The 24,849-nt window shown below is 74.7% G+C and carries 23 protein-coding genes; 4 read left to right on the top strand and 19 right to left on the bottom strand.

The window, feature by feature from the left end:
• Both ACWPWV_RS13740 and ACWPWV_RS13735 read left to right on the top strand, forming a co-directional pair.
• A complete protein-coding gene (locus ACWPWV_RS13740; protein ID WP_454043523.1) occupies positions 1-531 on the top strand; it encodes a hypothetical protein in 531 nt (176 codons plus the stop codon).
• Complete coding sequence (locus ACWPWV_RS13735) at positions 528-1,214, top strand: alpha/beta hydrolase (RefSeq protein WP_454043522.1); 687 nt, start codon at positions 528-530, stop codon at positions 1,212-1,214. Before ACWPWV_RS13740 ends, ACWPWV_RS13735 begins: the two co-directional genes overlap by 4 nt.
• A gap of 11 nt (positions 1,215-1,225) precedes the next feature.
• Here ACWPWV_RS13735 and ACWPWV_RS13730 read toward each other — a convergent pair whose 3' ends face one another.
• The 4 genes from ACWPWV_RS13730 to ACWPWV_RS13715 all read right to left on the bottom strand — a co-directional run bounded on the left by ACWPWV_RS13730 (position 1,226) and on the right by ACWPWV_RS13715 (position 4,592).
• Positions 1,226-2,023 (bottom strand): isoprenyl transferase, encoded by a 798-nt coding sequence (locus ACWPWV_RS13730; protein ID WP_454043521.1) that lies wholly within the window; start codon positions 2,021-2,023, stop codon positions 1,226-1,228.
• Positions 2,023-2,757, bottom strand: coding sequence for a DNA repair protein RecO (gene recO / locus ACWPWV_RS13725; RefSeq protein WP_454043520.1), 735 nt, complete (start codon positions 2,755-2,757; stop codon positions 2,023-2,025). The genes ACWPWV_RS13730 and recO overlap by 1 nt, the downstream gene beginning before the upstream one ends.
• A 129-nt stretch (positions 2,758-2,886) precedes the next feature.
• Positions 2,887-3,570, bottom strand: coding sequence for an ATP/GTP-binding protein (locus tag ACWPWV_RS13720; protein ID WP_454043519.1), 684 nt, complete (start codon positions 3,568-3,570; stop codon positions 2,887-2,889).
• Positions 3,570-4,592, bottom strand: a complete 1,023-nt coding sequence (locus ACWPWV_RS13715; RefSeq protein ID WP_454043518.1) for an AvrD family protein — start codon at positions 4,590-4,592, stop codon at positions 3,570-3,572. The genes ACWPWV_RS13720 and ACWPWV_RS13715 overlap by 1 nt, the downstream gene beginning before the upstream one ends.
• Positions 4,593-4,810: 218 nt before the next feature.
• On the opposite strand from ACWPWV_RS13715, the gene ACWPWV_RS13710 reads away from it, so the two are divergent.
• Positions 4,811-5,167: a MarR family winged helix-turn-helix transcriptional regulator gene (locus ACWPWV_RS13710; protein ID WP_454043517.1), complete on the top strand. Its 357-nt coding sequence runs from the start codon at positions 4,811-4,813 to the stop codon at positions 5,165-5,167.
• A 39-nt stretch (positions 5,168-5,206) separates the two neighbouring features.
• Here ACWPWV_RS13710 and leuA read toward each other — a convergent pair whose 3' ends face one another.
• The 13 genes from leuA to ACWPWV_RS13645 form a co-directional block, all read right to left on the bottom strand.
• Positions 5,207-6,994 (bottom strand): 2-isopropylmalate synthase, encoded by a 1,788-nt coding sequence (gene leuA, locus ACWPWV_RS13705; RefSeq protein WP_454043516.1) that lies wholly within the window; start codon positions 6,992-6,994, stop codon positions 5,207-5,209.
• A 208-nt stretch (positions 6,995-7,202) separates the two neighbouring features.
• Positions 7,203-9,248: a DUF7937 domain-containing protein gene (locus ACWPWV_RS13700; protein ID WP_454043515.1), complete on the bottom strand. Its 2,046-nt coding sequence runs from the start codon at positions 9,246-9,248 to the stop codon at positions 7,203-7,205.
• Between the two features lie 111 nt (positions 9,249-9,359).
• Positions 9,360-10,835: an outer membrane protein assembly factor BamB family protein gene (locus ACWPWV_RS13695; protein WP_454043514.1), complete on the bottom strand. Its 1,476-nt coding sequence runs from the start codon at positions 10,833-10,835 to the stop codon at positions 9,360-9,362.
• A gap of 58 nt (positions 10,836-10,893) precedes the next feature.
• A complete protein-coding gene (locus tag ACWPWV_RS13690; RefSeq protein WP_454043513.1) occupies positions 10,894-12,471 on the bottom strand; it encodes an alpha/beta hydrolase family protein in 1,578 nt (525 codons plus the stop codon).
• Positions 12,472-12,569: 98 nt separating this feature from the next.
• Positions 12,570-13,508: a GTPase Era gene (gene era / locus ACWPWV_RS13685; protein ID WP_454044546.1), complete on the bottom strand. Its 939-nt coding sequence runs from the start codon at positions 13,506-13,508 to the stop codon at positions 12,570-12,572.
• Positions 13,509-13,515: 7 nt separating this feature from the next.
• Positions 13,516-14,889 (bottom strand): hemolysin family protein, encoded by a 1,374-nt coding sequence (locus ACWPWV_RS13680; protein ID WP_454043512.1) that lies wholly within the window; start codon positions 14,887-14,889, stop codon positions 13,516-13,518.
• Entirely contained in the window at positions 14,886-15,338 is a 453-nt protein-coding gene (ybeY, locus tag ACWPWV_RS13675; RefSeq protein ID WP_454043511.1) for an rRNA maturation RNase YbeY, read from the bottom strand. The genes ACWPWV_RS13680 and ybeY overlap by 4 nt, the downstream gene beginning before the upstream one ends.
• On the bottom strand, positions 15,335-16,429 hold the full coding sequence (locus ACWPWV_RS13670) for a PhoH family protein (protein ID WP_454044545.1): 1,095 nt from the start codon (positions 16,427-16,429) through the stop codon (positions 15,335-15,337). Before ACWPWV_RS13670 ends, ybeY begins: the two co-directional genes overlap by 4 nt.
• Positions 16,430-16,556: 127 nt before the next feature.
• Positions 16,557-16,907, bottom strand: coding sequence for an HIT domain-containing protein (locus ACWPWV_RS13665; RefSeq protein WP_454043510.1), 351 nt, complete (start codon positions 16,905-16,907; stop codon positions 16,557-16,559).
• Between the two features lie 64 nt (positions 16,908-16,971).
• The gene (locus tag ACWPWV_RS13660) at positions 16,972-17,772 is read right to left on the bottom strand and encodes a 16S rRNA (uracil(1498)-N(3))-methyltransferase (RefSeq protein WP_454043509.1); all 801 of its coding nucleotides are present in this window, start codon (positions 17,770-17,772) and stop codon (positions 16,972-16,974) included.
• Between the two features lie 26 nt (positions 17,773-17,798).
• Positions 17,799-18,923, bottom strand: coding sequence for a molecular chaperone DnaJ (gene dnaJ, locus ACWPWV_RS13655; RefSeq protein WP_454043508.1), 1,125 nt, complete (start codon positions 18,921-18,923; stop codon positions 17,799-17,801).
• Positions 18,924-19,017: 94 nt separating this feature from the next.
• Entirely contained in the window at positions 19,018-20,034 is a 1,017-nt protein-coding gene (hrcA, locus tag ACWPWV_RS13650; protein ID WP_454043507.1) for a heat-inducible transcriptional repressor HrcA, read from the bottom strand.
• Between the two features lie 84 nt (positions 20,035-20,118).
• Positions 20,119-21,564 carry an MFS transporter gene (locus tag ACWPWV_RS13645; protein WP_454043506.1) on the bottom strand — a complete coding sequence of 482 codons (1,446 nt, stop codon included), beginning with the start codon at positions 21,562-21,564 and terminating at the stop codon, positions 20,119-20,121.
• A gap of 116 nt (positions 21,565-21,680) precedes the next feature.
• On the opposite strand from ACWPWV_RS13645, the gene ACWPWV_RS13640 reads away from it, so the two are divergent.
• On the top strand, positions 21,681-22,541 hold the full coding sequence (locus tag ACWPWV_RS13640) for a DUF3097 domain-containing protein (protein WP_454043505.1): 861 nt from the start codon (positions 21,681-21,683) through the stop codon (positions 22,539-22,541).
• Between the two features lie 75 nt (positions 22,542-22,616).
• Here ACWPWV_RS13640 and ACWPWV_RS13635 read toward each other — a convergent pair whose 3' ends face one another.
• Both ACWPWV_RS13635 and ACWPWV_RS13630 read right to left on the bottom strand, forming a co-directional pair.
• The gene (locus ACWPWV_RS13635; protein WP_454043504.1) at positions 22,617-23,582 is read right to left on the bottom strand and encodes a hypothetical protein; all 966 of its coding nucleotides are present in this window, start codon (positions 23,580-23,582) and stop codon (positions 22,617-22,619) included.
• A gap of 148 nt (positions 23,583-23,730) precedes the next feature.
• The gene (locus tag ACWPWV_RS13630) at positions 23,731-24,783 is read right to left on the bottom strand and encodes a hypothetical protein (protein ID WP_454043503.1); all 1,053 of its coding nucleotides are present in this window, start codon (positions 24,781-24,783) and stop codon (positions 23,731-23,733) included.
• Positions 24,784-24,849: the final 66 nt, after the last annotated feature.

Here is a 24,849-nt window from a genome sequence, read left to right as displayed (position 1 = left end):
GTGCCGGAGGCGCTGGACGGCGCACCGTTCGCCGCGCTGTTCGCCTTCTTCTTCGCCGTCGTCCTCGTGCGCACGCAGGCGACGTACTGGGTCGCTCGGCTCGTCACCACCTGGACGCTCGACCGCACCCGGCCCGTGCGGCCGTGGGTCGCGCGGGTGCACGCGTGGCTCTCGGGAGCCTCCACGGCGCGCGGGATCGAGGTGCTGCGTCGCTGGGGCCTCGTCGCCGTCCCCGCGTCGTTCCTCGCGACGGGGACCAAGACGGTCGTCAACGCCGCGGCGGGCGTCGTGCGCATGCCGTTCGGCCGCTACCTCGCCGCGATGCTCGTCGGGTGCGCGCTGCACGCGACGATCTACGCGACCGTGGGATGGGCCGCGTGGTCGGCCGCGGTCGCGCTCGCCGCCGGGTCGCCGTGGGGCGCCGCGGCGCTGGTCCTCCTGGCCGCCGGTGCGGTGACCGCGGCCGTCCTCACGGTCCGGCGGCGCGCGGCCCGACGAGTTCGGGACGCGGCGCCGGTCTCCTCGACATGACGACCTTCCTCCTGCTGCCGGGCGCCGGCGGCCACCCCGCCTACTGGCAGCTCCTGGTACCCGAGCTCGCGGCCCGCGGTCATCGCGCCGTCGCCGTCGACCTCCCCCAGCACGACGAGGGCTACGGGTGGACGGAGCTCACGGACGTCGCCGTCGCGGCCCTCGACGCCGCCGGCTCCACCGACGGCCCGTCGGTCGTCGTCGCCCAGTCGATGGGCGCGTACGTCGGCGGTCTGGTGCCGGACCGGCTCCCCGTCCGCCTGCTCGTGCTGCTCAACCCGATGATCCCCGCTCCCGGCGAGACCGGCGCCGACTGGTGGTCGGCCACCGCGCACGAGGCGGCCCGCGCCGCCGCCGGTCTCGGGCCGTTCGACGTCGTCGAGGACTTCTTCCACGACGTCCCCGCGGACGTCACCGCGCGCGTCCTGGCCGACGGCGACCGCGGGCCCTCGTCCCGGTCGTTCGGCGAGCCGTGGCCGGCGACCGCGTGGCCCGACGTACCCACCGTCGTCCTGCAGGCCAGCGACGACCGCCTCTTCCCGCTCGCGTTCCAGCGCGAGGTCGCCCGCGAGCGGCTCGGGACCGCCGTCGACGTCATGCCCGGCGGCCACCTCGTCGCGCTGAGCCGCCCCGCAGAGCTCGCGGACCGGCTCGACGCGCTGGCGCAGGCCGCCACCGGCTGACCGGCGGGCCGTCAGGCTCCCGTGCCGACGGCGTCGACCGCTCCCCCGTACCGCCTGTCGCGCCGCGCGTACTCCTCGACCGCGCGCCACAGGTGGCGCCGGTCGACGTCCGGCCACGGCTCGGGCAGGAACACGAGCTCGGCGTAGGCCGCCTGCCACAGCATGAAGTTCGACGTCCGCTGCTCGCCGGAGCTGCGCAGGAACAGGTCGACGTCCGGCAGGTCGGGCTCGTCGAGGTACTTCTGCACGGTGCGCTCGGTGACCTTCGACGGGTCGAGCCGCCCGGCCGCCGCCTCGCGCGCGATCGCCGCGGCGGCGTCCGCGATCTCGGCCCGCCCGCCGTAGTTGACGCACATCGTCAGGGTGCAGACGTCGTTGTCCTTCGTCTGCTCCTCCGCGACCTCGAGCTCCTTGATGACCGAGCCCCACAGCCGTGGCCGGCGCCCCGCCCAGCGCACGCGCACGCCCCACGAGTCCATCTCGTCGCGACGACGCCGGATGACGTCGCGGTTGAAGCCCATGAGGAAGCGCACCTCGTCGGGCGAGCGCTTCCAGTTCTCGGTGGAGAACGCGTACGCGGAGACGTGCTTCACGCCGATCTCGACGGCCCCCGCGACGACGTCGAGCAGCGCCGCCTCCCCCGCCTCGTGGCCCGCGGTGCGCGGCAGTCCCCGCGCGTTCGCCCACCGGCCGTTGCCGTCCATGACGACCGCGACGTGGTCCGGCACGAACTGCTGCGGGATCGCCGGGGGGCGCGCGCCCGACGGGTGGGGGAACGGCGGGACGACGGGACGCGTGCGGCGCGCCATCAGGCGTCCCGCTCCACCATGCGCAGTGATCGCAACGTTCTCTCCAGGTGATATTGGCCGTAGGCGGCGACGAGGCCGCTCGCCTCCTTGCGGTGCCGCGCCGTGGAGGCGTCGGCGGTCTCCCACTCCCCCGCGAGCAGCGCGGCGAGGAGGGCGAAGGTCTCGGGGGCGGGCGACGTCGAGCCCGGCGGGCGGCACCGGCCGCACACCGCCCCGCCCTGCGCGACGGCGAACGCGTGGTGAGGACCGGGCTCCCCGCACCGGGCGCAGTCCGTGAACGACGGCGCCCAGCCGGCGACCGCCAGCGCCCGCAGGAGGTAGGAGTCGAGCACGAGGTTCGGGGCGTGGGCGTGCTCCGAGAGCGCGCGGAGCGCCCCGGCGAGCAGCCAGTACTGCTGCACGGCCGGCTCGCGCTCGTCGGCGACGAGACGCTCCGCGGTCTCGAGCATGACGGTCCCGGCGGTGTAGAGGGCGTAGTCCTCGCAGATGCGGCGCGCGTACGGGCCCACCGTCTCGGCCTGGGTCACGGTGTCGAGGGACCGGCCGGCGTGGAGCTGGACGTCCACGACCATGAACGGCTCGAGACGTGCACCGAACCGTGACGACGTGCGCCGGACGCCCTTGCCGACGGCGCGCACCTTGCCGTGCTCGCGCGTGAGCAGGGTGATGATGCGGTCCGCCTCGCCCAGCTTCTGGGTGCGCAGGACGATCGCGTCGTCTCGGTAGAGGACCACCCGACCATTGTCCCGCACGCCACCGACGTCCGGCGCGCACCCGCCGTCGACGGGCCGCCCCGTCCGCGGCGCGACCGGACCGGGGTCGTGGGCGGTCTCCCCCTGCGAGACCGCCCACGACCCGACGGCTCAGAGGCGAGCCGTCTCCACGCGCACGTCCATCGCGGCGACGTCCGCGTACGCCCTCGCCACCGCGGCGGCGACCGAGGTCACGCGGGGCAGGCCCAGCTCGTCGACGATGCGCTCGAGCCGGTGCTCGAGCGTCCCGCCGACGACGACGCACGGGATGCCGAGCGTCCCGAGCGTCGTGCGCAGCATCGTGTCGGAGCGCTCGCGGAACCGCTCCGACACCGGCCGGTGCCCGTCCGCCACGAGGGGGAACTCGACCGGCAGGTGGACGAAGAGGTCGTACGACCGCTGCGCGTGCCGGCGGACGACCCCTCCGAACGCTGCCATCGCGGAGGCGAGGAACTCGCGTTCGGACGCTCGTGCGTCGTCCTGGCCCTGGTCGCTCGGGACGATGCCCGTCTGCGCGCGGACCGCCCCGTACACCCACTCGTGCAGGGACGACCCGTCGGACAGGAAGTCGTCCCCCGCGCGGCTCTCGTGCACCGCGCGCTCCGTGTACCGGACGATCCCGAGCTCGAGCAGCTCGACCGCGGTGCAGTCCTCCAGCCGGCGCCCCGGCAGCACCTCGGGGAGGATCTCGCGCATCGAGCGGGCGTGCGTGCGCGGGAGACCCGTGAGGTGGCTCAGGGCCAGCGACGTCGTCGTCTTCCCGGCGGAGTAGGTGCCCGAGACCGCGATGCGCATCAGGCGGCCTCGCCCGGTGCGACGTGAGGAGGCTCGACGGAGCGGTCCTCGTCCGACGGGAGCTCGTGGGCGAGCGCGTAGCGCGCCGAGTACGCGTGGTACGTCGCCGACATCTCGACCGCGCGCCACGTCGAGCCGTGCAGGGGGACGAGTCGTGCCGTGCGGAGGTCGGCGTGGGTGCGGAACGGCTCGCGCGGGACCTCGGCGACGGGTGCCTCGAGCCGGACGCGGCGCATCCACATCGTGTGGGACCGTGCGCGGTCCACCGCGTCGAGCGCGTAGAGCAGCACCTCGGAGACCTGCGCGAGGCCGACGATCGCGTCGACGAACGTCACGGCGGGCCGGTACGAGGCGCCGAGGTCGCACCAGCGGGGCGCGGCGGCGTCCGCCGACGGGACGACGGCGGCACGCACGCCGCGCGCGTCGTCCAGCTCGACGTCGAGGATCTCCTGCGACGACGCGGTGTAGCCGCCCGCGTGGAACCTCCGGCCCGCGGGCCCCAGGAGGTCGTCGAGGACGACCGGACCGTCCACCGGCCGGCGGCGGACGCCGGGCGGGTGCACGACGACCAGGACGGCCGTGAGCGTGCCCACCCTCGCCTCGACGGTCGTGGCCGGGCCGTCGGGGCTCGTGGAGGACGCGACCACCCGGGCGCTCAGCGGGACGGCCTCCAGGTCCTCCTGCGGCTGCGTGCCGGACCGCAGGTCCACCGAGCGGACCCACGCGCGCGAGCGGTCCTCGTCGCCGAGCCCGAGGGACCGGGCGAGCAGGACCTCGGCGAGCTGGGCGGCGAGGACGAACGCGTCGATCGACGACACGTGCGGGACGAGCGCGCGCCCCTGCTTGCTGGACCAGGACGGCGGGTAGCGGAGCGACGCGGTACCCCGCACCCGGGACGCACCCGTCGGATCCGACTCGAGCACGAGGTCGTGGACCTCGTGACGCACCGCGCGGTAGCCCGACCCGAAGAACCGCGCGGACGCCGGCCCCAGCAGGTCGTCGATCGACGCAGCGGTGCTCATGCGGCTCCTCCGGGCGTGCGCCGTGCCGGGTGGCACGTCAGGTCTCGCAGTCTAGCGCTGGCACTGCACGATCCGACCATCTTTCACCCGCACTTCCTCGCAGGTCGTGGGTCTACCATGCCGTCATGGTCCGTTCCCATGACCGCGACGACCGAACGCGGGATGTTCGCATCCTGCTGGAGGCGGTAGCGGAACAGTCGGAGCGGGCGATCAGGGGGATGTACGAGCCCTACGGGCTCACGTGCACGCAGGCGTGCGCGGTACGCGACCTGGTCGACCCGCTCACGCCCAGCCAGCTCGCCGTGCTGCTCGAGTGCGAGCCGTCCAACGTGACGTTCGTCGTCTCCCGGCTCGTGGCGCTCGGCTACGCCGAGCGGCGCCCGCACCCGACGGACCGCCGCTCCAAGCTCGTCGCGCTCACGGCGCGCGGGCAGGAGGTCCGCCGGGCGATGCTCGACCGGCTGAGCGCGGAGTCGCCCCTCGAGCGGCTCGACGACGAGGACCTCGCCCAGCTCCAGGTGCTCCTGGCACGCGTGACGGCGACGGACCGGGCCGCGGCACCCACGGGGGCGTGAGCGCCGCGGCCTCGCCGTCGCAGCAGGCCGTCCGGGCGCTCAGCCCGCGACGCGCTCCGCGCGGTTGACGGCGGACACGATCGCCTTGAGCGACGCCGTCGTGATCGACGGGTCGATGCCGACGCCCCACAGGACGTCGTCGCCCACCTGGCACTCGACGTACGCCGCCGCCGTGGCGTCGCCGCCCTCGGCCAGGGCGTGCTCCGCGTAGTCCAGGACGCGCACGTCGACCCCGACCTGGGCGATCGCGTCGACGAACGCGGCGACCGGCCCGTTGCCCGTGCCCTCGAGCGTCAGCTCCTCGCCGCGGTCGACGACGTCGACGCTCAGCGTGTCCGGGCCGTCCTCGCTCGACGACGCGCGGGTCGCGCGCAGCTTGAGGCGCCCCCACGGCTCCAGGCCGGAGCCCGGCTCGACGGGGAGGTACTCGTCCGAGAAGATCCGCCAGATGTCCTGCCCCGTGACCTCCGAGCCGTGCTCGTCGGTGTGGGTCTGGACCGACTTCGAGAACTCGATCTGCAGCCTGCGCGGCAGGTCGAGGTGGCGCTCGGTCTTCAGCAGGTAGGCGATGCCGCCCTTCCCGGACTGCGAGTTCACGCGGATGACCGCCTCGTACGAGCGGCCGACGTCCTTCGGGTCGATCGGCAGGTACGGCACCGCCCAGACGAGGTCGTCGACGGTCGTGCCCTCGGCCTCGGCGTGCGCCGCCATGGCGTCGAAGCCCTTCTTGATCGCGTCCTGGTGCGAGCCGGAGAACGCGGTGAACACGAGGTCGCCCGCGTACGGGTGGCGCTCCGGGACGGCGAGCTGGTTGCAGTGCTCGACCGTGCGGCGCACGTGGTCGATGTCGGAGAAGTCGATCTGCGGGTCGACGCCCTGGCTGAACAGGTTCATGCCGAGCGTGACGAGGCAGACGTTGCCGGTGCGCTCCCCGTTGCCGAACAGGCAGCCCTCGATGCGGTCCGCGCCGGCCTGGTAGCCCAGCTCGGCGGCGGCGACCGCCGTGCCGCGGTCGTTGTGCGGGTGCAGCGACAGCACGACGTTCTCGCGGTGGTTCAGGTGCCGGTGCATCCACTCGATCGAGTCGGCGTAGACGTTGGGCGTCGCCATCTCGACGGTCGCGGGCAGGTTGATGATGACCTTGCGCTCGGGCGTGGGCTCGAAGACCTCGAGCACCTCGTTGCAGATGCGCGCGGCGAACTCGAGCTCGGTGCCCGTGTAGGACTCGGGCGAGTACTCGTAGTAGACGGTCGTCCCCGGGACCGTCTCCTCGAACTTCTTGCACAGCTTCGCGCCGTCCACGGCGATGCCCACGATGCCGTCGGGGTCCGAGCGGAACACCACCTCGCGCTGGAGGACCGACGTCGAGTTGTACAGGTGCACGATCGCCTGCTTCGCGCCCTTGATCGCCTCGTAGGTGCGCGCGATGAGGTGCTCGCGGGACTGCGTGAGCACCTGGATGACGACGTCGTCCGGGATGCGGTCCTCCTCGATGAGCATCCGCACGAAGTCGAAGTCGGTCTGCGACGCCGAGGGGAACCCGACCTCGATCTCCTTGTAGCCCATCTCGACCAGCAGCTCGAACATGCGCAGCTTGCGCTCGGGGTTCATCGGCTCGATGAGGGCCTGGTTGCCGTCCCGCAGGTCGACGGCGCACCAGCGGGGCGCCTGCGTGATGCGCCGGTCGGGCCAGGTCCGGTCCGGCAGCGCGACGTCGAGCTGGCGGTGGTACGGCAGGTACTTGTGGATCGGCATGCCCGACGGCTGCTGCGGGTTGGCCTGCGCGGCGTCGGTGCTGGAGGTGCTCGGGCGGGCTGAGGCGTTCATCATCGGTCCTTCGGGTCGTCCTGATCGGTGTCAGCCGGCACACCAACCACCGCGACGAGGGACCGGCTAGAGGGCCTCGCCGCGGCAACGAAGGAGGAGCCGCCGCATCAGGTGCACGCGTTCACTGTACCCCGAGCGCGTGCGGGTGACCGGGACGTCCGCGCCCCGAGCACCCGCACGCGCCGGCCGGAGCCGCTCGCCGGGACGGTCAGCCCCGCCGCGAGCGGAGAGCGGCGTCCACCGCGGGGTCCCCGAGGTTCCCGAGCCACTCGAGCAGCGCCGGGTACGTCGACGGGTTGGCCGCGACCTGCGGACGCAGGTGGGGCGCGTCCTGCACGATCTGGGCGAGCACCTCGAGCGGGGTCGTCGGGTCGAGCGCCTGCTCGGGCGTGAAGCCCTGCGGGGCCGCGTACGACTGCTGGGCGTGACCCTGCTGCCCGTAGCCCTGGGACGGCTGCTGCGCGTAGCCCGGCTGCGCCTGCTGGCCGTAGCCCTGCTGGCCGTAGCCCTGCGGGTCGTAGCCCTGCTGCGCCGTCTGGCCGGGTGCGGCCCGGTGCTGCGGGTCGACGGGCTGCTGCGGTGCGGTGTAGCCCTGCTGCGCCGTCTGGCCCGGGGCCTCGTGCGGCTCGCCGGTGACCGCGGGCATGACCGCGGTCGTCTGGGAGTCCACGGGCGTCAGACCCGGACGCGCGGCGTAGCCGCTGCGCTCGGGCTCGACCGTCTGCACCGGGAGGACCTCGGTCGCGCCCGCCGCGGGCGACCAGCCCGTCGAGCCCGTCACGGGTGACTCGGGGCCGGCGGCCGGCGCCGGAGCGGGCTTCGCGGGCCGCGGCGGCCGGGGCGCGGGGGGCTGCCAGACGTACGCCGCGGTCGGGGCTGCGCCCGCCGCCGGGTCGGGCCGGTGCTCGGTGAAGTACGTCCGGACCTCCTGCGGGACCGTCAGCGCGTAGACGACGAGGAGCGGGAGGCCGAACGCGAGGAGCAGGTGCTCGACGCTGCCGCCGTAGGCCACCCGGCTCGCGGTCACGACCAGCAGCACGATGCCGAGCAGCGCCACGACGCCCGTGGCCCCGAGCGCGAGGGGGCGCCCCGTGGCCGCGTCGCGCGCGAGCGAGCGGCGCGCGACGAGGGCGACGCCCGCGACGAGGAGGCCGATGACGACGGCGAGGACCACGGGGACGCCCCGCATGCCGTCGGCGAGCTCGAGCACCCCGTGCAGGGCGAGGAAGGCGCCGACGACGACCACGAGGTCCAGGCCGCGGGCCGCGACGCCCAGCCACGCCTCGACGGGCGGGACCGGGGTCATGGCACGGCGCACCGCGGGCGAGGACGCCACCGCCGCGAGCGCCGGCACGAGGACCAGGCCGAAGCGGCCGATGTGCGTCCCCTCCGTCGTGAGGATGCCGTTGTCGCCGGAACCGAGGAGGAACGCCGCGGCCACGATGATGCCCAGGCCGACGAGCGTGAGCCGTGCCGCCTCCGAGCGTCGCCACGTGCCGAGGGCGGGAAGACCCGCGAGGGCGACGACGAAGGCCGCGATGGCGAGCAGGTCGATCACGTCGACCGCATCGATCTCGGACGCGCTGACCACCGTGAGGACCACGGCGAGGAGCGCGCCGACCACGAGGACGGCCGACAGCACGAGGTGGACCCGCAGCCACTGGCCCGTGACGGCGCGGTCGAGGTCCTCCGGGCCGAGCTCGCTCTGCCGCGGCTGCGCGGCGAGCAGCGCGCCGGCGAGCCCGAGGGCGACCGCCGACCCGACGCCGCCCCACCCGTCCGAGAGGTCCCCGCCGCCCACGAGGTCGACGACGAGGTAGACGAGGACGAGCAGCGCGTAGGGCGCGTTGGCGAGCAGCCGCACCTGGCGCGTCGTGTGGACCGTCCAGGTCGCCGGCAGCACGCCCGTCCGGGCGAGGTACGGCAGGGCGAGCGACAGCAGGGACAGGATCGTCAGCAGGACGACCTCGACCTTGTCGGACGCACGGTGGGCGACGTCCCAGGGCAGGGCGAGCGAGACGAGGAGGAGGAACGCGGCCACGCCGTCGCGGACGAAGTCGCTCACCGGGATGCCGGAGAAGGGCGAGAGCCCGCCGGTCCCGGTCGCCTCCGTGGTCCGCTCTCGCTCGCCCGTCCCCCCGGGCCTGGGCTCGGCGGTCGCCGCCTCGTCGCCGGAGGTCGCCGGGGTCTCCCCGGTCGCGGGCCTCGGCTCCTCGGTCTGCGGCGCGCCGACCGCTGGGCTCTCGTTGGTCATCGTGGCTCCCTACGTGTCGCACGGTGCGCGTCGCACCGCGACGGGCCTGGAAAGACCCGCACCGTTTCTACCGGTTCCGCACGCCTCGCTCAAGCGGCCACGCGGCGTCGGTCAGGACACCGCCGTCAGGCGGTCGGTCCCGAGCAGGAAGAGCCGACCTCCGGAGGTGAACGCGTGGTAGGTGCGCTCCGGGACCGGCCACCGCCACTCGACGGTACCGTCCGCGAGCGCGATCGAGACGAGGTGCTGGCGTCGTCCGCCCTCACCCTCGCCCTCGGCCACGAGCAGCGAGCGGCCGTCCGTGAGCGCGGGCCACGTCGCCCCGTCGGCGAGGGGCACCTCCCACCGCGTCGCGCCCGAGGCCACGTCGACCCCGTGCAGCGTCGTGTCGGTGCGCAGGACGACCAGGCCGTCGACGCGGACGACGGGACGGTGACCCGCGCTCCCGGTCGTCCAGAGCGGGGCACCGGTGACGGCGTCGACGCCGGCGATGCCGCGGAACGTGTTCATGAGAAGGACGCCCGGGACCGACCCGTCGCTCAGGGCCGACTCGACGACCCTGCCCCGGACCTCGACCCGCGGTACGCCGTCCGCGGTGAACACGGTCGTCGTGCCGCTCCCGTACTCGTTGCCGACGTACCGCCCGTCGGGCAGGCGCACGACGGTCCACACGTCGCCCTCCTTCAGCACCGTCCCGTCCTCGGTGAGGCTCGCGACGACCCCCGGGGCCATGACGGTCACGACCCCGCGGCCGGCCTCCAGCACGATGCCGGTGCCCGACGAGCTCACGGCCAGCTCGACGCTGCCCGAGCGCTCGCGCTCGACGCGCCGCTCCCACCGGACCGTTCCCGTGGCGGCCTCCTCGCGCACGAGGACGACGTCCCCCTCGTCCCACCGCGCGCGCACGACGTCGGCCTCGCCCACGGGCACGACGGCGTGCGGGACCGCCTCGACGACGCGCTGGCCGAGGGTCCGGCCCGTCGCGGCCTGCAGGACCGTGAGGCGCACACCGGGGCCGTCCCACGGCGTCACGCACACGACGACCTCGGTCGGCGACCGGTCCGCGCGCGGCACGCACGTCGCGAGCTCGCCGGCCGCCTCGGAGCGCCACACGGGCGTGCCGTCGTCCACCGCGTACGCCGTCAGCCCGTCGCGCTGCACGACGACGACACCCGGGCCGGCGATCACCGCGCCCCCGCGGTCGACGGGCACCGACCAGCTCACGTCCAGGGGCGCCTCGATGGGCCGCAGCCCGCCCTCGAGCGCCGCGACGTCCACGCGCTGGGCCGACTCCAGGGCGCGCGTCGCGAGGAACGAGCCGCCGAGCGCGACGACGGTCACCGCCACGACCCACGGGACGGGGTGCGCGGACCAGCGCCGGCGCCGGCGCGGCGCGCCCCTGCCCGGCGTCGGGACGACGGCGAGCTCGGGCGGCACCACCGGAGGCTCGTCGTCGTCCGCGTCGTCGCCCGACACGAGGTCGAACCGCAGCGGCGCGCGCTCGTCGACCGCAGGAGCGTCCGGGGGGCCGTCCGCCCGCCCGCGGGCTGGTCCCGCTCCGTCGTGGCCGCGTCGACGAGGCCTCACCCGTCCACGGTAGGCGCGCCCGCCCGAGGTCGCCGCCCGGGCACCGCCCGGACGCCGCTCAGATCCCGAGCTGGTACACGCCCCAGTACGCGAGCACCACGAGGAGCATCGTCGCGCCGGTGAGCACGCTCCACAGCATGAGGTGCGCCGTGACGCCCTCCGCGACGCGCACCGCGGAGCCCCGCTCGCCCGGCCCGTCGGCGGGCACGCTGCCCGCGAAGCCCCTGCGCGCGCCCCGCACCTCGGCCCAGCGGTTGATGAGCAGGGCTGCGGCCACGAGCGTCGCGAGCCCCGCGAGCCGCACCGCGACCCAGCCGCCCTGGACGATCCACGCGTCCTTCTCGTAGTCGAGCGCGAGCCGGGCGACCGCCACGAGGTAGACGACGAGACCGACGACCGTCGCCAGCGCGCCCGCGCCGAGCCCCGCCAACGGGCCCCGGAAGCCGGGCGCGAGGCCCGAGGGGCGCGGCCTGCGCCCGACGACCCGGCGCAGGCGCTCGACGAGCGTCGCGACGAGCCGGACCACGGGGCCCACGACGAGCAGCCCGACGGCCACGAGGACGAGCGCGACGAACACGTCGCCGTTGCCGAACCAGCGCGGCGTGGGGACGGGCCCCGCGAGGTACTGCTGGTTCGGCCGGGCACCGGCGACCTGGGGCGGCGCGTCGGCGCTGGCCGGCAGGGACTGCACCCACGCGGCGGTGTCGCGCGGGAAGTCGGGCACCAGGACGCCGTCGATCTTGATGCCGTGGTTGGCGCCGCCGTAGTAGCGGACCGTCGTGCCGGCCCCCGGCTGGTCCGCGGTCGCGTCGAGCACCTGCTGCGCGCCCTGCTCGACGGGCATCGACGGGTCGGCGGTCCCGTAGACCACGAGCACCGGCTGCGTCAGCCGCTCGAGGAACGGCTCGACGTCGAAGTCCGCGTACTCGAAGCCACCACCCGGGATCGCCATGCCGACGGCCCGGGGGATGGCGCGGAACACGCCGTGCGGGACGTCGGTGTTGCGCAGGTAGCTGTCGACCGCGAACGCGGCCTGCTGCCGCGGAGGGACGACGGGGGCCGAGACGAGCACGGAGAACGCGATGCGCGGGTCGTCGGCCGCGACGACGGGCACGATCCACGTGCCCTCGGACTCGCCGTACAGCCCGACGGCGGCGGGGTCGACGCCGGGACGGCCGCGCAGGAGGTCGACCGACCGCGCGTAGTCGCGCGCCATCGCCTCGTAGTCGCGGTGACGGGTCGTGTAGGTGTCGAGCCGCTTGTCGGGGACGAGCGTCACCACCCCGGCGCTGGCGACGTCGGTCGCGACGTCGACGAAGGCCTGGGTGGCGTGGCCCGTGCCCGCGCCGTGGACGAAGACCATGCCCGGCCGGTCCCCCGGGGCGCCCACGGGCTCGCGCAGGACGCCGCCGACCGAGGTGCCGTCGAGCCGCACGGTCACGTCGGTCTCGCGCACCTCGTACGTCCCGACCGCGTCGGCACCGCCCGACGGCTGGCCGCCGATGGTCGTGTCCGACGTCTCCGGCTCGAGGTGCTCGGACACGGGTACCGGGTCCCACTGCGGGCCGGTGACCGCGCCGAGGACCGCGAGCACGATCGCGAGGGCGGCCGTCGTCGCCGCGGTCCGGAAGATCACCGGAGGATCGTACGCCGCGGGACGGACCGGGATCCCTGGGACCGGCCCGCCGGTCGGACGGGGGCGCTCCCCCGTCCCGGCCGCGTGGGGGGCACGCGTCAGAACCCGAGACGGTGCAGCTGCTTGGGGTCCCGCTGCCAGTCCTTGGCGACCTTGACGTGGAGGTCGAGGTAGACGCGCGTGCCCAGGAGCGCCTCGATGCCCTTGCGGGCACGGGTGCCGACGTCGCGCAGGCGCGCGCCACCCCGCCCGATGACGATCGCCTTCTGGCTGTCCCGCTCGACGAAGAGGTTGACGCGCACGTCGAGCAGGGGCGGCCGCCCCGACGCCTCGTCCCCGGAGCCCTCGCGGGGCAGGATCTCCTCGACCTGGACCGCGAGCGAGTGCGGCAGCTCGTCGCGCACACCCTCGAGCGCCGCCTCGCGCACGAGCTCGGCGACCATGACGGCCTCGGGCTCGTCCGTGAGCTCGCCCCCGGGATAGAGGTCGGGCCCCTCCGGCAGGTGGCTGACGAGCACGTCCGTGAGGACGTCGACCTGGTACCCGTCCTGCGCGGAGACCGGGACGATGTCGGCCCAGCCGCCCGCCTGCTCCCCGAGGCGGTCGACGGCGAGGAGGTGCGCCGCGAGCGTGCCGCGGTCCACGAGGTCGGCCTTCGTGACGACCGCGACGACCGGCGTGCGGTGGCGTCCGCGCCGGACCTCGGCGAGCTCGTTCGCGATGTACCGGTCGCCCGGGCCGATCTTCTGGTCCGCGGGCAGGCAGAACGCGATGACGTCGACCTCGGTCAGCGTGCCGCGCACCAGGTCGTTGAGCCGCTCGCCCAGGAGCGTGCGCGGCCGGTGCAGACCGGGGGTGTCGACGAGCACGAGCTGGGCGTCCGGGCGGTGCACGATGCCCCGGATCGTGTGCCGCGTCGTCTGCGGCCGGCCGGAGGTGATGGCGACCTTCTGGCCGACGAGGGCGTTCGTCAGCGTCGACTTGCCCGCGTTGGGGCGTCCCACGAGGCAGGCGAACCCGGAACGGTGCTCGGGCAGGGGGTGCTCATGGGGTGTCCTTCGCGGGGGGGTGCGTGGTCGGGGGTGGCACGGCCGGCGGACCGGGGCGCGGCCTGCGGAGCAGGGTCGTCGGGGGTCGCGCGGGGGCCGTGAGGAAGCCTGCGCGGGAGCCGACCCGCTGCTCGGCGCGCGAGGCGACGAGCGTCGCGAGCTGCTTGCGGCGACCCTGCACCCGGTCGGCCTCCAGGCGCAGGCCGTGGACCTCGGCCGAGGAGCCGGGCAGCGGCACCTTGCCGAGCGCCTTGGCGAGCAGACCGCCGGCGGTGTCGACGTCGTCGTCGTGGAGGTCGAGGTCGAACAGCTCGCCGAGCTCCTCGACCCCGAGGCGCGCCGGGACCCGCAGCCGCCCGTCGCCGAGGTCCTCGACCTCCGGCTCGGGCCGGTCGTGCTCGTCCGTGAGCTCGCCCACGATCTCCTCGAGCGCGTCCTCGATGGTCACGAGACCGGCGATGCCGCCGTACTCGTCGACGACCATCGCCATGTGCGACGACGAGGCCTGCATCTCGCGCAGGAGGTCGTCCGCGGGCTTCGACTCGGGGACGAAGATCGCCGGGCGCGCGACCTCCCCCACGGGTCGCGCGGCGTCGCCCGGCGCGGTCTCGAGCACCCGCACGACGTCCTTGAAGTACGCGACGCCCACGAGGTCGTCGGCCGACGTCCCGGTGACCGGGATGCGGGAGAACCCGGAGCGCAGGAAGAGCGTGAGCGCCTTGCGCAGCGGGGTGTCGCGCGACGTCGTGACCATGTCCGTGCGCGGCACCATGACCTCGCGCGTGAGCGTGCTGCCGAGCTCGAAGACCGACCGGATGAGCTCGCGCTCCTCGTCCTCGATGACCTCGGACTCGTTGACCCGGTCGACCATGTCCTGCAGCTCGCGCTCGTGCGCCCCGGCGTCCGGGGCCGGCGCGAGCCGGGTCAGCCAGCGCGTCGTCGCCGCGACCGCCGTGAGCAGCCCCGACAGCGCGAGCACCACCCGCACCGCGTGCCGCCGCCCGAGCGACCGCGGGCTCACGCGCACGACGACGAGCCCGACGACGACGCTCGCCGCGAGGGCGACGAGCAGGACCTGCCACCACGGCTCGATCCACGCCGCGACGAGGAGCGTGAGGCACGTGACGGCCACCATCTCGACGACGACGCGCGCGAACCCGACCGACCGCGCCGTCGCGGCGGGGTCGGCGAGCAGCGCGAGCGCGCGCCGGTCCCGCGCGGGCGCGCCGCCCGTGCCGGGACGCGCCGCCTCCGCGACCGCGGCGCGCGTGACGCGCGGTACCGCGGCCTCGGCCGCGCTGAGCGCCGCGGCGAGCAGGACCGCGACGACGGTCAGCGCCGCGAGGAGCGCGACGGGTTCGCCGCTCACCGGCCGGCGAGGAACGTCAGGAGCAGCCGGCGCTGCAGCGCGAACATCTCCTTCTCCTCCTCGGGCTCCACGTGGTCGTAGCCGAGCAGGTGGAGGATGCCGTGCGTCGTGAGGAGCAGCATCTCCTCCGCGGTCGAGTGTCCCGCGACGCGCGCCTGCTGGGCGGCGACCTCGGGGCACAGCACGACGTCGCCGAGCTGGCCGGGACCCGACACCTCGCCGTCGCGCCCGGGGCGCAGCTCGTCCATCGGGAACGACAGCACGTCGGTGGGGCCGGGCTCGTCCATCCACCGCACGTGCAGCTCGGTCATGACGTCCGTGTCGACGAAGAGGATCGACAGCTCGCTCTGCGGGTGCACCCGCATCGCGTCGAGCACGTACCGCGCGAGCGCGGCGAACTCCGCCTCGTCGACCTGCGCCTCGGTCTCGTTGTTGACCTCGATGCTCATCGTCCGCCCGTCCGCCCCTCGTGCCGCTGGTCCGTCCCCCGGCCGCCGCGCGGTGCCGAGCGGTCGCGCTCCGTCGCCGTCGCGACGTCCCAGCGGGCGTACGCGTCGATGATGTCGCTCACGAGCCGGTGCCGCACGACGTCGGACGACGTCAGCCGGCAGAACTCGACGTCGTCCACGCCCGTGAGCACGTCCTCGATGACGCGCAGACCCGAAGCGGTGCCGCCCGGGAGGTCCACCTGCGTCGCGTCGCCCGTGATGACCATCCGCGAGCCGAACCCGAGGCGCGTGAGGAACATCTTCATCTGCTCGGACGTCGTGTTCTGCGCCTCGTCGAGGATGATGAACGAGTCGTTGAGCGAGCGGCCCCGCATGAAGGCCAGCGGCGCGACCTCGATCGTCCCGGCGTCGACGAGCTTGGGGATCGCGTCCGGGTCCATCATGTCGTGGAGCGCGTCGTAGAGCGGTCGCAGGTACGGGTCGATCTTCTCGGTGAGCGACCCGGGGAGGAAGCCCAGCCGCTCCCCCGCCTCGACGGCCGGGCGGGTGAGGATGATCCGGTTGACCTGCTTCGACTGCAGCGCCTGGACGGCCTTGGCCATCGCGAGGTACGTCTTGCCGGTGCCGGCGGGGCCGATGCCGAACGTGATGGTGTTCGCGTCGATCGCGTCGACGTAGCGCTTCTGGCCGACGGTCTTCGGCCGGATCGTCCGGCCGCGGCTCGACAGGATGTTGAACGTCAGCACCTCGGCGGGTCGCGACGCGGTCGCGGCCGTGAGCATCCGGATCGACCGGCGGACGACGTCCGCGGTGAGCTGGGTGCCGGCCTCCACGACCTCGACGAGCTCGTCGAGCAGGCGGGACGCGAGGGCGACGTCGCCGGCGGGGCCGGTCACGGCGATCTCGTTGCCGCGCACGTGCACGTCCACGGCGGGGAACCCGTCCTCGACGGCGCGGAGCACGGAGTCGCCGCTGCCGAGGAGCGCGACCATCGGGACGTGGCCCGGGATGACGATGCGGTGCTCGACCCGGTGCTCGGTGGTTCCTCCGTCCGGCGAGCCGGGTGCGGTGTCTCGTGGCAGGGATGTCATGAGCCGGCTTGCGCCGCTGCGCTCCTTCGTTCGGGCCGTGGTGGTCGTGCCGTCAGGCATCTCCATCGTACCGAGCGGCAGGAGCGCGCACACGCCGTCTCCGGCGGCGCCGTGGCGCGGGCGCGGATCAGGCGGGCGACCAGCCCAGCTCGGCGCCGGCGATGACGTGCCCGTGCACGTGGAACACGCTCTGCCCCGCGCGCGGGCCGGAGTTGAAGATCAGGCGGAACTGCCCGTCCGCGAGCTCGCCCGCCACCTGGTCCGCGAGCGCGACGACGTCGCTCAGCAGCTCGGGGTCGGCCGCGGCGAGCTGCGCGATGTCCCCGTGGTGGTCGCGCGGGACGACGAGCACGTGCACGGGCGCCTGCGGGTCGATGTCGCGGAACGCGATCGAGCGCTCGCTCGTCGCGACGACCGTCGCGGGGACCTCGCCCGCGACGATCCGGCAGAAGAGGCAGTCGGTGTCGGTGCTCGTCATGCGCCCGAGGCTAGCCCACGGCCTGGGCGTTCGCCCGGGACCTGCGGTGCCGTGCGCGCGGTGGTCAGCCGGGCTCGACGCCCCACCGTCCGAGCCGCTGCGCGAGGAGCGCGATGGCCACGGGGCCGGCCGTGGACGTGCGCAGGACGTGCGGTCCCAGCCGGGCCGCCACCGCCCCCGCGGCCGTCAGCGACTCGACCTCGCGCTCGGAGATGCCGCCCTCGGGCCCGACGACGACGAGCACCTGCGGGGGCTCGGCGCCTGCCGACGTCGCGCCGGCCGCGGGGTCCGGCAGCGGGACGTCGGCGAGCGCGGTCGTCGCCTCCTCGTGGAGGACGAGCACGAGCCCGCCCGCGGCGCGGACCTCCGCGGCGCGCACCGCGAGCCCGCGGGAGTCGAGGGCTTCCTCGACGTGCGGCAGGCGGGCCCGCCGAGCCTGCTTCGTCGCGGTGCGCACCGTCGCGAGCCAGCGCGCCCGCGACCTCGCCGCGCGCTCCCCGCGCCACACCACGACCGACCGTTCCGCCTGCCACGGCACGACGGCGTCGACGCCGACCTCGGTCGCGGCCTCGATGGCCATCTCGTCCCGGTCGCCCTTCGCGAGGGCCTGGACGAGCGTCACGACGACGTCGGGCGCCGGCTCGCGGTCGACCTCCTGGACGAGCAGCGTCACCGTGCCCGCCTCGGCGTCCTCGACCACGCAGCGCAGGCGGACGCCTGCGCCGTCGACGACGTCGACGCGCTCGCCGCGCGCCTTGCGCTGCACGACCCCGGCGTGGCGGCCCTCGGCGCCCTCGAGGACGTACCGGTCCCCGGGCGCGACGCGGTCGATGCCGGTCTCGGCGAGGAAGACGGGGGCGCTCATCGACGCGGCTCGCTCACGCGCACCGGTCAGCGTCCGGAGAGCTTGTCGCGCAGCCGCGAGAACACGCCCGGGTGCGCGGCGGACAGGCGCGGGTCGGGCCGCTCCTCCCCCCGCAGCGCCGCGAGCGAGCGCAGGAGCTGCTCCTGCTCCTCGTCGAGCGCCATGGGGACCTGGACCTCGATGTGGACGTTGAGGTCGCCGCGTCCCGCGCCGTGGAGGTGACCGACGCCGAGGCTCTTCAGCGTGACGATCTGGCCCGGCTGCGTGCCGGGACGCAGGTCGATCTCCTGCGGGCCGTCGAGGGTCTCGAGCTCCAGCACGGTGCCGAGCGCGGCCGCCGTCATGGGCACCTGGAGCGTGCAGTGCAGGTCGTCGCCGCGCCGCACGAACGTGTCGTGGTTGCGCTCGCGGATCTCGACGTAGAGGTCGCCGGCCGGACCGCCGGCGGGGCCGACCTCGCCCTGCGACGTGAGCTTGATCCGCGTGCCGGTGTCGACGCCCGCGGGGACGTTGACGGCGATCGTGCGCCGGCTGCGGACCCGGCCCTCGCCCGAGCACTCCGCGCACGGCTCCGGGATGACCGTGCCGAAGCCCTGGCACGCGGCGCACGGGGCGCTCGTCATGACCTGCCCGAGGAACGAGCGCGCGACGCGCTGGACCGTGCCACGACCGTGGCACACGTCGCACGTGCGCGGCGACGTCCCCGGGCGGCAGCACGAGCCGCCGCACGTCCCGCAGACGACCGCGGTGTCGACCTGGAGCTCGCGCTTGGCCCCGAAGGTCGCCTCGGCGAGGTCGATGTCGAGCCGCACGAGCGCGTCCTGGCCGCGGCGCGCGCGCGGGATGGGTCCCTGCTGCGCCTGGCCGCCGCCGAAGAAGGTCTCGAAGATGTCCTGGAAGCCGAACCCGCCGCCCATCGGGCCGCCGGCTCCGCCGCCCGGGGCGGTCGGGTCCACGCCGAGGTCGTACTGCTGGCGCTTCTCCGGGTTCGAGAGCACCTCGTAGGCGCGCGCGACGTCCTTGAACCGGTCGCCCGACTCCTCCCCCGCGACGTCGGGGTGCAGCTCGCGGGCGAGCTTGCGGTAGGCCTTCTTGATCTGGTCCGGGCTGGCGTCGCGGGCCACGCCGAGGACCTCGTAGTAGTCGCTCACACGTCACTCTCTGCTGGTGCCGGGCGCCGGGTGTCGGGCCCGAGGGGGTCGGTGGTCGTCGATCGTCGGTCGGTGGTCGTCGGTGCGCGGCCGGTCACGTGCCGAGCGCCCGCGACAGGTACCGGGCGACCGCACGGACGGCGGCGATCGTCCCGGGGTAGTCCATGCGCGTGGGACCGATGGAGCCGACCAGGGCGACCGTGTCCCCGTCGTTACCGTAGCCCGTCGTCACGACGGACGTCTCCACGAGTCCTTCCAGCCGGTTCTCGTGACCGATCCGGATGTTCACGCCGGACTCGGCCGCCATCTCCGTGAGCAGGCCGAGCAGCACGACCTGCTCCTCGAGCGCCTCGAGGACGGGTCGCAGCGCGTGCTCGAACCGCATGCCGGCACGCGCCAGGTTCGCCGTCCCGGCGAGGACGAGGCGCTCCTCGCTCTCCTCGGCGAGCGTCTGCGCGACGAGGTCGCCGACGGCCCGGACGAGCGGGGCGTCGTCGGGCTGGAACGTCTCCGCGACCTCCGCGAGACCCGGGATGAGGTCCGCGAGCCGCTTGCCGGCGGCCGCGGCGTTGAGCCGCGCGCGGGCCTCGGCGAGCGTGCCCTCGTCCGGGACGCTGCCGACCTCGAGGGTGCGCTGCTCCACGCGCCCCGTGTCCGTGATGATGACGACGAGCAGGCGCCCCTCGGCGACCGGCACGAGCTCGAGGTGACGCAGCCCGGAGCGGCGCAGCGACGGGTACTGGACGACGGCGACCTGGCCCGTCAGCTGCGCGAGCAGCCTCCCGGCGCGCGCGATGACGTCGTCGAGGTCGACGCCCTCGGACAGGAAGGTCTCGATCGCGCGCTTCTCGGGCGCGGAGAGCGGCTTGACGCCGGAGAGGCGGTCGACGAAGAGCCGGTAGCCCTTGTCCGTCGGGATGCGGCCCGCCGAGGTGTGCGGCTGCGCGATGTACCCGGCGTCCTCGAGCGCGGCCATGTCGTTGCGGATCGTGGCGGGCGAGACGCCCAGGCCGTGGCGCTCGGTGAGCACGCGCGACCCCACGGGCTCGCGCGTGAGGACATAGTCCTCGACGATCGCCCGCAGGACCTCCAGCCGGCGTTCCTCGCTCACGTCCACCTCCTGCGCACCCGCGTGCCGTCGCCCGGCGCTGCACGCGCCCGGGGGGTCGGCACTCTCACCCGTCGAGTGCTAATCCTACGCGGCCGACGCCCGGGTCGAGCCGTCCTCCGCTCCGCGCGAACGCAGGTCCACCAGACCGATGAGCAGCGCGACGCCCACGAGCCCGATGGTGACGAGCATCGCGTGCCCCGTCGCCCGGGCGGCGTCGGAGCCGGCGGCCAGCCCGCCGTAGTACACCGAGAGGATCACCGAGATGCCCACCGCGGACCCGATGCGCTGCCCCACCTGGATCATGCTCCCGGCGACGCCCCCGCTCGCGACGGGGACCTGGGCGAGCGCGAGCGTCTGGTTGGGCGCGATGACCATGCCGCTGCCCGTCCCCGCGACGAGGAGCGCGGCGGCGAGCGCCCAGCCGATCACGGCGGGCTCGTCGCCGAGCGTGCGCACGAGGAAGTCCGCGGCGACCATGCCGGCCAGGACGAGCACCAGGCCGAGGACGACCAGGCGGCGTCCGAGGCGCGCGACCGCGCGCCCGGCCAGCCAGGCGGAGACGCCGGAGGCCGCCGCGAACGGCATGCCGACGAGCCCCGACTGCAGGGGCGTGTACCCGACCTCGTCCTGCAGGTAGAGCGTGACGACGAGGAAGATCCCCGTGAAGCCCGCGAAGTAGGCCATGCCGAGCAGCGCACCGTTGCGGAACGAGGAGAGCCCGAGCACGTCCGGGTCGAGCACCGCGGCCCCGGTCCGCCGCTGGTACCTGCGCTCCCACACCAGCGCCACGACGCCCACCGCCGCACCGAGGGCGAGCCACCACCAGCGCGAGGGGTCGTCGCCGCGGCCCGTCGTCGTGACGAACGGCAGCATGACCGCGACCGTCACGACCGCGAGCAGGGTGAGCCCGACGAGGTCGAGACGCCGTGGACCGCGTCGACGCACGGGCGTCGGGACGAGACGCCACGCGAACGGCAGCAGCACGGCGATCACCGGGATGTTGACGAGGAAGATCCAGCGCCAGCCGTCGTCGGAGCCGGCGATCGCGAGGATGATGCCGCCGAGCAGGGGCCCGATCGCGGTCGAGACACCCACCGTGGCGCCGAACAGCCCGAACGCCCGCCCGCGCTCCGCGCCCCCGAAGAGCTCCTGGATCAGGCCCACGACCTGAGGGTTGAGCAGGCCGGCGCTCACGCCCTGGAGCAGGCGCGCGACGCCGAGCAGCTCGTCCGTGGGCGCGAGCCCGGACGCGAGGCTGAACACCGCGAAGCCGACCAGGCCGGCGATGAAGAGACGACGGCGCCCTCCGGCGTCGCCGAGCCGGCCCGCCGGGACCAGGGCGAGGCCGAACGCGAGCGTGTACCCGGCGACGATGAGCTGCAGCTGGCTCGGACCCGCCTCGAGCGAGTCCTCGATCGAGGGCAGGGCGACGTTGACGATGGACACGTCGAGCGTCGTGACGAACCCCACCGCGAGGCACACCGCCAGGACGTGCCAGCGGTGCCGCTCGCGCTCCGGGGTCTCGGTCACCGGTCCGTCGTACCACCCGGGGAGCCGGTCCGCCCGCCCGGCGGGACCGCGCGGCCCGGCACGCTCGCGCGTGTCGCAGGCCCGCGGGACGCTCCCCGCGAACCTAGGGTTGCGTCGTGCCTGCAGACCGCTACGGATCCGACGTCCTCGGGGGCCCCGCCACGCCCCACCACCGTGCGCGCCCCGTCTCGCGCCCCCAGGCGGCCGAGCGCGGCCTCGTCGTCGAGGAGGTGCAGACCGGCTGGGTCGGGGCGGTGGTCCGCGTCGAGAAGTCCGGCGGCATGCACGTCGTCGTCCTCGAGGACCGTGCGGGCCGCACGCGGACGTTCCCGCTCGGCCCGGGGTTCTGGGTCGATGGCGCGCCCGTCGTGCTGACGGCGCCCGTGACCTCGCGGGCGCCCGCCGCACCCGCACGGACCGCGTCCGGGTCGCGGGCGGTCGCCGGGCAGCGGGCCCGCGTCGCGCGCGGCAGCCGCATCTGGGTCGAGGGCAACCACGACGCCGAGCTCGTCGAGAAGGTGTGGGGCGACGACCTGCGCGTCGAGGGAGTCGTCGTCGAGCTGCTCGACGGCGTCGACAACCTCGCCGACGCGCTGGCCGACTTCCGCCCGACGCCGCAGCAGCGGGTCGGCGTCCTCGTCGACCACCTCGTGCCGGGGAGCAAGGAGCAGCGGATCGCCGACGCGGCCCTGCGCACCGTGCCCACGGGGACCGTCCTGGTGCTGGGCCACCCCTACGTCGACGTGTGGCAGGCCGTCAAGCCCGGGCGGGTCGGCCTCGACCGGTGGCCCGTGATCGAGCGCGGCACCGAGTGGAAGCGCGGGATCCTGCGCGAGCTCGGCTGGCCCGCCGGCTCCCAGGCCGACGTCGCGCGCGCGTGGCAGCGCATCCTCGGGACGGTACGGAGCTACGCCGACCTCGAGCCGTCGCTGCTCGGCCGGGTCGAGGAGCTCATCGACTTCGTCACCGCGCCCTGACCCGTCGGGGTGGCCCTCCAGCACGCCGCGGCCGGCACCCCGCAGGGCGCCGGCCGCGGCGGTGGACGACGTCGGTCAGGCGGGCACCTGCCCGGTCAGGCGGCGGTAGGCGAACGCGACGGCGACGTAGCTCAGCGGGATGGTGACGAACAGGCCGAGCCCGCACGGGATCGCGCCCAGGATGTTGATGCCGAGCAGCGCGAGCAGGAGCAGGAAGACCGACCCGAAGTTCTTCGCGACGACCGACCAGCTCGACCGGATCGCGGAGATGGCGTCCTGGCGCTGGTCGAGCGCGAAGTAGTACACGAACGCCGAGAAGATCGCCACGGCGATGCCCGGGAGGATGCACAGGAAGAGCCCGATCCCGGTGAGCAGCCCCACGATCAGCGCGGCGAGCAGGACGTTGACGACGTTCCCGATCCGGAAGAAGGCCGCGACGTCCGGCCGCCGGCCGGCCGACTCGTCGAGCGCGCCGCGCGTCAGGAACGCGGTGACGAGGTAGCTGATGACCGTCCCGACGACCGAGAGCACGACGCTCGTGACAGTGATCCCGCCGAGCGCCGCGAAGCTGGTGTCGTCGAAGTCGTACCCCTCCCGGAACTGGTCGAAGCTGCCGGTGACGAGGTTCCACGCCACGGTGACCGCGATGAGGATCAGCGCGACGAGGATCCACGGCAGCAGGTTGGACGTGACCTTGCGCCAGCCGTAGGAGATCGCCTCGCCGACGGAGAAGACGGGTCCTGCGTACCCGCCCGTGGGGTGCGCGGGCGGCGGGTACCCCGGTGCGGGGCCCGCCGAGGGCGGGTAGCCGGCCTCCGGGCCCGGCGTCGGCGGCGGGAAGGCCCCGGGCGGCGGGTAGCCGGCCTGCGCCCCGGCGACCGGCGGCGGGGAGCCCGCGGGGGGGGGGGGGGCCGGGCCGGCGCCCCGGGCCGCGGGGGCGGGGCCGGCCCGGGCGGCGGCGCCGGCCCCCGGCGCGTCGTCGGCACCCTCGGGGCCGTCGCGGCGGGGCTCGTCGCTGGGGTGGGCGGGATCCTGTGTCATGGGGTTGCCTCGTTCCGGCTCGGGACGGCGTCCTCGCTCCTACGATGACCGGTCCGGCCGCCGACCGCGCGCGGACGCGCCGCACGACCCCCGACGCGCGAGAGGGAGGCGCCGGCGGGCGCCTCCCTCTCGTCGTGCGAGCGCCCCGTCAGACGGGCTGCTCCTGGTTGAGCCGTCGGTAGACGTACGCGGTGGCGATCTGCGCGACGGGCAGCGCGACCAGCAGGCCGACGTAGCAGAGCAGCGAGCCGATGATCTGCGCGGCGTAGACCGCGAGGAACAGCAGCAGGACGGTCGCGAGGTTCCTGCTCACGACCGTGAAGCTCGCCTTGAACGCGTCGAGCACGCCGAGGTTCTTGTCGATGACGTAGAAGATCGTGAAGAGGGCGAAGAACGCGAAGACGATCCCTCCGACGATCGTGATGCTCAGGATGCCGATCGCCAGCCCCAGGAGCAGCGCGGCGAGGATCACGTTGCCGAGGTTGGGCAGGCGGAAGAAGTCGGCGTACTCGAGCTTCTTGCCGCGCGTGACGAGCAGCGAGACGTTGACGACGACGCCCTGGACGAGGAAGCCGAGCACGGCCATCACGGCGATGAAGGCGAAGAGGCCGAACCCGAAGACGAGGCCGCCCGAGGTGCTGATCTCGTTCGTCACGGGGTCGATGCTCGTCGCGGCCGTGCCGATCAGCAGCGCGTAGAACAGGATGCTCAGCACGGCCAGGGCGGCGACGTACGTCAGCACGCCGCCGATGATGACGCCCGCGTTCTGGGTGAACCTGTTCCAGCCGTAGGTGAACGCCTCGCCGATCTGCACGGGCTGGTCGACCTGCCCGTACGGCGACCCGGGCGGCGGGTAGCCGGGCTGCCCGTACGGCTGCCCCGGCGGCGGGTAGCCCGGCTGGCCGTACGGCTGTCCGGGCGGAGGCTGCTGGCCGTAGGCCTGTCCGGGCGGCGGCTGCTGGCCGTAGGCCTGTCCGGGCGGAGGCTGCTGGCCGTACGGGTTCCCCGGCGGCGGGTAGCCCGGCTGGCCGTACGGCTGGTCGGTGGCCGGCTGCGCCGGGGCGGTCGGGCCGTCCGCCGCGTACGGGTCCTGCGGCGCCTCGGGCTGCGCGGGGCCGGGCAGGTCGGGGGTCCCCGGCTCCGGCGGCACGCCCGGGTCGTTCTCGTCGCGCGGCGGGCCGCCGGCGCTCGTGTCGCTCATCGCGTCTCCTCGTTCGGTGCGTCGACCGCCGGTGCGCACGTCGCGCGTCGTGTGGAGGACTCGTGC

The sequence above is a fragment of the Cellulosimicrobium sp. Marseille-Q8652 genome (assembly GCF_965112045.1).
Note: the sequence above shows the minus strand (reverse complement) of the source record. Positions and strands in the feature narration are given on the sequence as shown.